The 7,094-nt window shown below is 73.5% G+C and carries 8 protein-coding genes; 2 read left to right on the top strand and 6 right to left on the bottom strand.

Annotated elements, in window-relative coordinates; all coding sequences use genetic code 11:
- Nucleotides 1-48: 48 nt before the first annotated feature.
- Entirely contained in the window at nucleotides 49-720 is a 672-nt protein-coding gene (locus tag KN815_RS26725) for a DedA family protein (protein WP_216344461.1), read from the bottom strand.
- Nucleotides 720-1,502, bottom strand: a complete 783-nt coding sequence (locus KN815_RS26720) for an MBL fold metallo-hydrolase (protein ID WP_216344460.1) — start codon at nucleotides 1,500-1,502, stop codon at nucleotides 720-722. Before KN815_RS26720 ends, KN815_RS26725 begins: the two co-directional genes overlap by 1 nt.
- A gap of 224 nt (nucleotides 1,503-1,726) precedes the next feature.
- Here KN815_RS26720 and KN815_RS26715 point away from each other — a divergent pair, with 224 nt between their 5' ends.
- A complete protein-coding gene (locus tag KN815_RS26715) occupies nucleotides 1,727-2,752 on the top strand; it encodes a dipeptidase (RefSeq protein WP_216344459.1) in 1,026 nt (341 codons plus the stop codon).
- A gap of 10 nt (nucleotides 2,753-2,762) precedes the next feature.
- Here the strand turns inward: KN815_RS26715 and KN815_RS26710 are convergent, their stop codons facing one another.
- Nucleotides 2,763-3,566, bottom strand: coding sequence for an alpha/beta fold hydrolase (locus KN815_RS26710; protein ID WP_216344458.1), 804 nt, complete (start codon nucleotides 3,564-3,566; stop codon nucleotides 2,763-2,765).
- A complete protein-coding gene (locus tag KN815_RS26705) occupies nucleotides 3,563-4,750 on the bottom strand; it encodes an FAD-dependent oxidoreductase (RefSeq protein ID WP_216344457.1) in 1,188 nt (395 codons plus the stop codon). The genes KN815_RS26710 and KN815_RS26705 overlap by 4 nt, the downstream gene beginning before the upstream one ends.
- 159 nt (nucleotides 4,751-4,909) lie before the next feature.
- On the opposite strand from KN815_RS26705, the gene KN815_RS26700 reads away from it, so the two are divergent.
- Complete coding sequence (locus tag KN815_RS26700) at nucleotides 4,910-5,638, top strand: TetR/AcrR family transcriptional regulator (RefSeq protein WP_216344456.1); 729 nt, start codon at nucleotides 4,910-4,912, stop codon at nucleotides 5,636-5,638.
- Nucleotides 5,639-5,736: 98 nt separating this feature from the next.
- Here KN815_RS26700 and KN815_RS26695 read toward each other — a convergent pair whose 3' ends face one another.
- On the bottom strand, nucleotides 5,737-6,486 hold the full coding sequence (locus KN815_RS26695) for a fibronectin type III domain-containing protein (protein ID WP_253209261.1): 750 nt from the start codon (nucleotides 6,484-6,486) through the stop codon (nucleotides 5,737-5,739).
- Entirely contained in the window at nucleotides 6,483-7,091 is a 609-nt protein-coding gene (locus KN815_RS26690) for a hypothetical protein (protein ID WP_216344455.1), read from the bottom strand. Before KN815_RS26690 ends, KN815_RS26695 begins: the two co-directional genes overlap by 4 nt.
- Nucleotides 7,092-7,094: the final 3 nt, after the last annotated feature.

The raw sequence follows: 7,094 nt of genomic DNA, 5'->3' as shown, positions 1-7,094 counted from the left end.
GGGCCTGGCCGGCGGGTCCGGCCCGATGCGGCGGGGGCGGCGGGGGCGTCAGCCCGTGGCTTCGCTCCGCGCGTCGCGGGCGGTACGGCGCCGCAGCCGCCTCCACAGCGCGGGGGTCGTGCTGATCACCACCGTCAGGATCACGGCCGCCGCCACGCCCTCCCACGGTTCGGGGAAGAGCGAGCCGCCCAGGATGCCGATGAGCTGGTACGTCGCCGCCCAGGCCAGCGCCGCGGGCCCGGCGCCGCGGGCGAATCTGCGCAGGGGCCAGCGGGCCAGCAGGCAGGCCAGCATCACCGGTATCCGCCCGGCCGGGAGCAGCCGGGACAGCACCAGAACCGCCACCCCATGGTCCTCCAGCCGCGCCTGTGCCTGGTCCAGCCGTTCCGGCGCCGCGTGGTCGTGGATCCGCTCCAGCCATCGCGAGCCGTTCTTCGAAGCCACCCCGCGGCGCCCGAGCCAGTAGAGCATCACGTCGCCGGTGAAGGCCGCCAGCGAGGCGACCCCGAAGACCACCAGCAGCGACAGCGGGGGAGCGGTCTGGTGGATGGCGACCACCGCGGCCGAGGAGACCACCGCACCGGTGGGCACCACCGGCACCAGTGACCCGAACACCACCAGCAGGAACAGCGAGGGATACCCCACCGCCTGCTGGGTCGACTCGGACGGCACGCTGCGGGCCAGATCGACCAGGTCCCCCAGAATCGCCAGTTGCCCCATCACCTGGCGGGCTCCAGCCGGACGCACTCCCCGTGCCCCAGCCGGTGCACCACCGCGTCGGGGGCCAGCCGCCCGGCGTGGCGCACGAAGTCGTCGCCGGGGGCGTGGAATTCATGCGGGCGGATCGAGTCCATCCCGATCGGCCAGTACGTCCCGTAGTGCACCGGCACCGCGCAGCGCGCCCCCAGCCGCGCCAGCGCCTGTGCCGCGCGGCCCGCGTCGAGATGGCCGGGGCCGAGGTAGGGTCCCCAGCCGCCCACCGGGAGCAGCGCCACATCGCATGCGCCGACCGCCTCCGCCATCCGGTCGAACAGCCCGGTGTCGCCCGCGAAGTACGTGGTCGACTCGCCGCTGAGCACATACCCCAGCGCGGGCACCCGGCTCCGCCCGTACGGCAGCCGACGCCCGTCGTGCTCGGCCGGTACCGCCCGGATCCGCACCTCGCCGACCGTGCACACATCGCCCGGCGCCATCTCGGTCACCCGCAGCCCCCGCGCCGCCACCACCCGCCGCAGCCCGGGCACCGCCTGTCCGGCCCCGCGCGGCACCACCAGCCGGGTGCCGGGCAGCAGTTTGGCCAGCGAGCCGGGGTGCAGATGGTCGGCGTGCAGATGCGAGACCAGCGCCACGTCCGCCACCGCCGCGGCCGCCGGTGGCACGGCCCCCCGGCGGCGCCGCAGATGCGCCAGGCGCCGTACGAACAGGGGGTCGGTCAGCACCCGCACCCCGGAGTCCCGCACGGTCGCCGTGGCATGACCCCACCAGGTGATCTCCACCGACATCTCCCGCCTCCGTCCCTCGGGCCCGCCCGTCCGATCCTCTCACCCGGCCGACGGGCTCGGGGATTGCGTCCGCCCTGCCCGCCGTGGCACCGAAAACCCATGGCTCGGCGGCAGGCGCGTACGTCACGATGACCGACGCCGCTTCCCGTCCCACGAACGTTCCGCGAACGTCCCACGAAAGGCCACCGTCGTTCTTATGAGCCGTGTCCTGTGAGCCGTGTCCTATGAGCCGTGACCTCCACCGGCGCGCCGTCGTCGCCGACGCCCACAACGATCTGCTGATCGCCGTCACCGCCCGCCCACCGCACCGCTGGGCCGGTTACTTCCGGGAGCGCTGGCTGCCGCAGCTCCGCGACGGCGGAGTGGATGTGCAGGTGCTGCCGGTCTTCATCGACGACCAGTTCCGCCCCGAGGGCGCGCTGCGCGAGACGCTGCGGATGATCGAATGCGCGCACACCCTCGCCGAGGGCAACGCCGACGAGGTACGGCTGTGCCTGGACGGCGACGACATCGACGCGGCCCTCGCCGACGGCCGGATCGCCCTGGTGCTGGCGCTGGAGAGCGCCCCCGGGCTGGACGCGAACGTGGAGCTGCTCCCGACCCTCCACCGCCTCGGGGTGCGCATCGCCTCGCTCGCCCACTGGGGCCGCACCGCCCTGGCCGACGGCAGCGGTGAGGACGCCACCGGAAGCAGGCTCACCGAGGCCGGGGTCCTGGCGCTGCGGGAGATGGAGCGTCTTGGCATCCTCTTCGACGTCTCCCACCTCGGCGCCTCCGGGGTCGCCCATGTGCTGGAGCTGGCCACCCGCCCCGTACTGGCCACCCACTCCTCCGCCCGCGCGCTTCTGGACCACCATCGCAACCTCACCGATGAGCAGTTGCGCGGGATCGCCGCGACCGGCGGCATGGTGTGCGTCAACTTCCTCGGCGAGTTCCTGGCCACCGCCCAGGCCGACCGCACGGTGGACCGGCTGGCCGATCACATCGTCCATATCGCCGAGGTGATCGGCGTCGACCGGGTGGGTCTGGGGCCGGACTTCATCAAGGAGGTCAGCGATGACACCACCCCGCCCTGCTGCGAGGACGTCGAGTACGCCCGGCTGCTGGTCCCCGGCCTGGAAGGCCCCCGCGGACTGCCTCTGGTGACCGAGGCGCTGGTCCGAAGGGGCCTTCCCGAGGGGGACGTCGAGAAGATCCTCGGCGGCAATGTGCTGGAGCTCTTCCGCAAGGAACTGGGACGCCCCGCCTGACGGGTGCCCGCTACCGCGGGATGGCGGCCGCGAAGGCGTCGATCGCGGCGAACGTGGCCTCCGGGGCCTCCCGGGTGGGGATGTGGCCCGCGCCCGGGATCAGCTCGAACCGCGCCCCCGGGATCGCGGCGGCGTACGCGCGGCCGAAGTCGGGTGGGACGGCGGTGTCCTGCTCCCCCCACACCGCGAGGGCGGGCACGCTCACCCGGGCCAGCCGGTGCAGCAGCTTCGGGTCGGACCTCGTCGGGCCCGTGTAGGCCGCCAGCGCCTGGAGGGCCGCGGGCGAGGGGCCCCGGCGCGGTGCCGGTGCGGGTGCCGGTTCCGATGCCGGTGCGGGTGCCGACGCGCCGGAGCCCTGGCCGGACGGCGATCCGGACGGCGGCCCGGGCGGGGCGGTGGGGAATCGCACCTCGTGCCCCTCGATACGCGGTCCGAAGGCGCCCATGACGACCAGCCCGCCGATCCGGCGGGCCCGGTCGCGCACGGTCATCTCGGCGGCGACCCAGCCGCCGAACGAGGCGCCGACGACCAGGACATCGCGCAGATCGCGGTCGTCCAGCAGGTCCAGATAGGTCTCGACGAGGTCGCCCACGTCCGAGAACCACTCCGGCCGCGGGGTGTCCTCCCAGCCCGGATGGGTCGGCGCCAGCACCCGGGAGGTGGCGGCGAAGTGGTCCACGACGGCGGCCACGGAGGCGGGTCCGCCGCCGCCGTGCAGGACGAGCACGGGCCGGCCCGCGCCCACGTCCCGCACCGTCACGGGCAGGCCGGGGTAGGGCTCGATGGTGAATCCGGTGGTCTGGTGGGTGGTCATCGGGCCGCACCTCCGGAGGTGACCGCGGTGAAGGTGTCGCACGCGATCCGCAGCCCGTCCGGGCGGAAGAAGCCGGTGAGGTTGTCGGCCGATTGCGCGGCCGCCTCTTCGGCGCGCGCGAACATGGGTGTCTCGTAGGCGTTCAGAGCCGTCTCCAGGTCATTGTGGGTGGTGAGGGCGAGGGCGAGTTCCGCGCCGTCGAGCATGGCGAGGTTGGCGCCCGCCCCCGCGAAGGGGGACATCAGATGGGCGGCGTCGCCCAGGAGCGTGACGCCGGGCGTACGGTCCCAGCGGTGGCCGATGGGCAGGGCGTGGATGGGCCGGGGGACGAGCGGGCCGTCGCTGTCGGCGATCAGCGCGCGCAGCCCCTCGTCCCAGTCGGGGAAGAGGTCCAGCAGCCGCTTCCTGGCCGCCGCCGGGTCCGCCGCGTCGATCAGGCCCGAACGGCTCCACTCCTCCGGCGCCTTGAGCGCGGCGTAGACGCGGATGCGGTCGCCGCCGTTGCGCTGGGCGATCAGCCCCTTCTCGTCAGCCAGGGCGAACATCGTTCCCCGGCCGACGAGTTCGGCGACGGCGGGGTGCCGGGCGTCGGCGTCGTGCAGCAGACAGTCCACGAACGAGATTCCGGAGTAGACCGGGTCGGCGTCGGACACCAGGGGCCGGACCCTGGACCACGCCCCGTCCGCGCCGACCAGCAGATCCGCCTCGACGGTCCGGCCGTCGGACAGGGTGAGCGCGGGCCGCCCCGCCACACCGAGGGCGACCGCGCGGACCTTGTGGCCCCAGCGGACCGTCCCCTCGGGCAGCGAGCCCAGCAGCAGATCCCGCAGCGCCCTGCGGTCGATCTCGGGCCGCGCCTCGCCCTCGTCTCCCTCCCCCTCGTCTCCCTCGCCCGGTTCCGGCGCGGGGATGCGGAGGCCGACGGCGGCGTCCTTGCCGAGCAGCCGCAGCTCCCCGTCCTCGGGGCGGCTGAGCGGCCGGAACTCCTCCAGCAGACCGGCGTGCAGCAGCGCCCGCCGGCCGGACTCGGGATCCATGTCCAGCGAGCCGCCCTGGTCGCGTGCGGTGGGCGAGGCGTCCAGTTCGTAGACGGTCGAGGCGACGCCGTGGACGTGCAGAACGCGCGCCAGCGTCAGCCCGCCAAGACCTCCTCCGACGATGGCGATACGAGGTGCTCCGGACATGGCGATGCCTCCCTGGCTCGGCCCTGGCTCGGCGCCGGTGCGCGGCGATGGGACGAGCGTAGGTCGACGAACGCGTTCGTGGCAAACGTGTTCGTGACGAACGCGTCTGTGGCGAACGTGTCTGTGACGAACGCGATCGCCAACAGATACGATGCCGCCATGACAGCGCATCCCCCCGCCCCGCAAAGCCGCCGGGAACGTCCGGCGAAACCGGCCCTGACCAGGGAAGGCATCATCGCCACCACGGTCGCGCTCATGCGTGCCGAGGGCCTGGAGCGGGTCACGATGCGCCGCCTGGCCAAGGAGCTGGACACCGGGCCGGCCTCGCTCTACGTCTACGTCCGCAATATCGCCGAGCTGCACGCGGCGGTCCTGGACGAGCTTCTCGGCGAGGTCGACCTGAGCCCGGCCGGGGCGGGCGGCGACTGGCACGACCGGCTGGTGCGGATCCTCACCTCGTACACCTCGGTGCTCTTCGAGTACCCCGGCCTCGCCCAGTCCGCCCTGGTGGCCCGCCCCTTCGGGAAGCACTACCTCCGCCTGGTGGAGGCGCTGCTGACGCTGCTGGACGAGGGCGGCCTGGAGCCGGACCGGGCCGCATGGCTGGTCGATCTGCTGCTCCAGTACGGCACCGCGACCGCCGCCGAGCACGCCCACCGGGTCCCCGGTGACACCCCCCAGGACCAGGCGGACTGGCAGGCGCTCGCCGCGGTGGTGCGGGACGTCTCACCGCGGACCCATCCGCATATCGCCGCGCTCGGTCCGCGACTGCTGTCCGGGTCCCCTCAGGACCGGCTGGCCTGGGGTTTCGATGTCCTGATCGCCGGGGCGCGGCACACCCCGGCGCCGGAGGTGCTCTCCCCGTCCCCGGCGGACATCGGGGACTGAGGCGGCGACGCTCATGGGGCTCGGACGGCGACGCTCATGGGGCTCGGACGGCGACGCTCATGGGGCTCGGACGGCGACGCGCAGGGGATCGGCGACGCTCAGCCGCGCCCCGCGGGCCGCTCACCGGTGGTGAGCTGGGCGATGTTGGACCGCTCGCCGTAGGTCACCGGCCGGACCCGGTAGGAGGCCCGCTTCTCGTTCGGCAGGGTGATCAGCCCGAAGGAGTTGACGTCCGGGTCGAGCGCGGCGACCGGACGGAAGGAGTCGCCGCCCCGTGGCCGGTCCTCCAGCAGATAGCCCCGCTCGCCCTCGGCATGGTCGGTCCAGGTGAACCGGATGCCGTTGGCGTGCATGATCTTCGCGCGCAGGCCGGTCGGGGTGGCGGCGGGCCGCCGGGCGGGGCTGGTGCGGACACCGGCCCGCCGGATGGTGCGCGGCGGCGCCCAATCGTGCTCCGCGCGCTGTTCCGCCTTGGTGAACGACCCCTTCGGCAGTGTGACGTCCACCGGCCGGGACGCGGGTCCGTAATACGGCCGCAGCCGGTAGTAGAAGTGGGTCTCCGGTATCAGATCCGGGTGCCGGTAGGTGGTCTGGCCGAGCGGGGCGTAGGTGAGGATCGTCCAGGGCCCCTTTGGCTCGGTCGCGAACTCCACGATCCGCCCCGCGGCGCCCGGAGCCGTCCCGTGCCAGCTCAGCTTGGCGTCGACGGGGGAGCCCCGGGTGACGGTGAGCACGGTGCCGGTCGTCCGGGGCTCCCGGGGGGCGTCCTGGGAGGCGCACCCGCTGACTCCGGAAAGCCCGGCGACGGCGAGAACCGCCGCCGCCAGGGCGCGTACCGAGCCGCTCACTTGCGCCAGAACTTCACGTTGCTCCACACCACCGTGGCCGGGCCGTTGCCGCTGCCGGTGCGGTACGCCCCGAACTTGTCGTAGAAGCTGCCGCCGGGGCTGTCCACGGTGTGCTTGAGCGAGCCGTTGATGTACGTACGGTGCTCCTTGCCGACCTCGTGCACCGTGTTGACGCGCACCGTGGCCCCGACCGTCCCCGCGTTGGACAGGGTGTCCCCGCCATGCACGGCGTACAGCCGCCCGCCCCGCTCGACCGCGAGCATGAAGTACGGACCGGCGTCGCCGTCGGTGTCGTTGAACGTCTGCTTCAGGCTGATCCGGGTGCCGCCCATGCTGGTGACCCGGAAGTACCCCTCGAACTGGTGGGTTCCCCCGTTGTAGGTGTCATAGCGCCGCTCGGCCCGCTGGTCCCCGCTCGCGGTGGAGCAGGTGAGGGTGAAGGTGAGGTTGTCGACCTGCCCGCACCCCCGCTCCTGCACCTTGAACCCCGGCGACTCGGATGACCAGCCGCCCGGTTCGACCTCGGCGTGCGCGGCGCCCGAAGCCGCCAGCAGCAGCCCGCAGGCGGCCGAGATTCCGGCAATGACGCGGTATTTGGTGGACACCGT

It is taken from the genome of Streptomyces niphimycinicus (assembly GCF_018883605.1).
Classification (GTDB): domain Bacteria; phylum Actinomycetota; class Actinomycetes; order Streptomycetales; family Streptomycetaceae; genus Streptomyces; species Streptomyces niphimycinicus.
The sequence above is the reverse complement of the archived record's forward strand: the minus strand, read 5'-3'. Positions and strand labels throughout refer to the sequence as shown.

Excerpts from the sequence above, each read along its gene's own strand:
- KN815_RS26725 (WP_216344461.1), bottom strand. The coding sequence starts at position 720 with ATGGGGCAACTGGCGATTCTGGGGGACCTGGTCGATCTGGCCCGCAGC.
- KN815_RS26720 (WP_216344460.1), bottom strand. The coding sequence starts at position 1,502 with ATGTCGGTGGAGATCACCTGGTGGGGTCATGCCACGGCGACCGTGCGG.
- KN815_RS26715 (WP_216344459.1), top strand. The coding sequence starts at position 1,727 with ATGAGCCGTGACCTCCACCGGCGCGCCGTCGTCGCCGACGCCCACAAC.
- KN815_RS26710 (WP_216344458.1), bottom strand. The coding sequence starts at position 3,566 with ATGACCACCCACCAGACCACCGGATTCACCATCGAGCCCTACCCCGGC.
- KN815_RS26705 (WP_216344457.1), bottom strand. The coding sequence starts at position 4,750 with ATGTCCGGAGCACCTCGTATCGCCATCGTCGGAGGAGGTCTTGGCGGG.
- KN815_RS26700 (WP_216344456.1), top strand. The coding sequence starts at position 4,910 with ATGACAGCGCATCCCCCCGCCCCGCAAAGCCGCCGGGAACGTCCGGCG.